We start from the raw sequence: 856 nt of genomic DNA, 5'->3' as shown, positions 1-856 counted from the left end.
ATTCGACCGTCTTGTGCTGCATATCTTGGAATATCTTCATCATAGCCCTCTGATATGTTGCACTAGCATTTTTCAGACCAAATGGCATGATAGTGTAGCAATACACGCCAAATGGGGTCCGAAATGATGTATGCCTTTCATCTTCGGGATGCATCTTTATCTGGTTATAGCTAGAGAAGCCATCCATGAAAGTCATTCGCTCAAACCCGCAGGTGTTGTCAATCATTACCTCCGGTATGGGGAGCGGGAATTCATCTTTGGGGCATGCATTATTCAGGTATCTATAGTCAATACAGACTCTGATTTGCCCATTTTTCTTTGTCACGGGGACGATGTTGGCCAACCATTCAGGATGCTGTTCCTCGCGGATGAAGCCAACGTTTTTGAGTTTCTGAACTTCTTGTTCAATTTTGTCCATCACATCAGGACGGAATCTTCTTTGGCCTTGTTTGACAGGCTTGATATTTTCTTGCAGGTTGAGTTTGTGAACTGCTATTTTGGGATCTAAGCCAGGCATTTCAGCGTAAGACCATGCAAAACAATCAACAAACTCACGAAGAAAAGAGACATACTCGGGTAACTCCTCATCCTTTATATTCTTGCTTATGAATACAGGACGTGGGTTATCTGGTGTTCCCAAGTCTATCTTTTGAACAGAATCTTCTGTTGGAAGGTTTGAAGGTGGTTCCTCCACAATATTTTCAGAGGCTTCCAACTCAACAAGGCCTTCTGAATTTCCAAGGGCATTTTCAGACCATGGCTCCGCTTCTGTCCATAAATATTCTTGATCGGTATTCTTCTCAAGACTTGCTAAGAGATGATCCGAATCACCAGCTGAAACTGGGTCGAACTAAAG

General features: G+C 43.0%; 1 protein-coding gene. It reads right to left on the bottom strand.

What is annotated here, in order from left to right; genetic code table 11:
* The coding region (locus EYQ95_RS26230) for a reverse transcriptase family protein (RefSeq protein WP_132332181.1) at window positions 1–715 on the bottom strand (715 nt) is incomplete at its 3' end.
* Between the last annotated feature and the right edge of the window lie 141 nt (window positions 716–856).

Source organism: Lysobacter sp. N42, assembly GCF_004344885.1.
The sequence above is the reverse complement of the archived record's forward strand: the minus strand, read 5'-3'. Positions and strand labels throughout refer to the sequence as shown.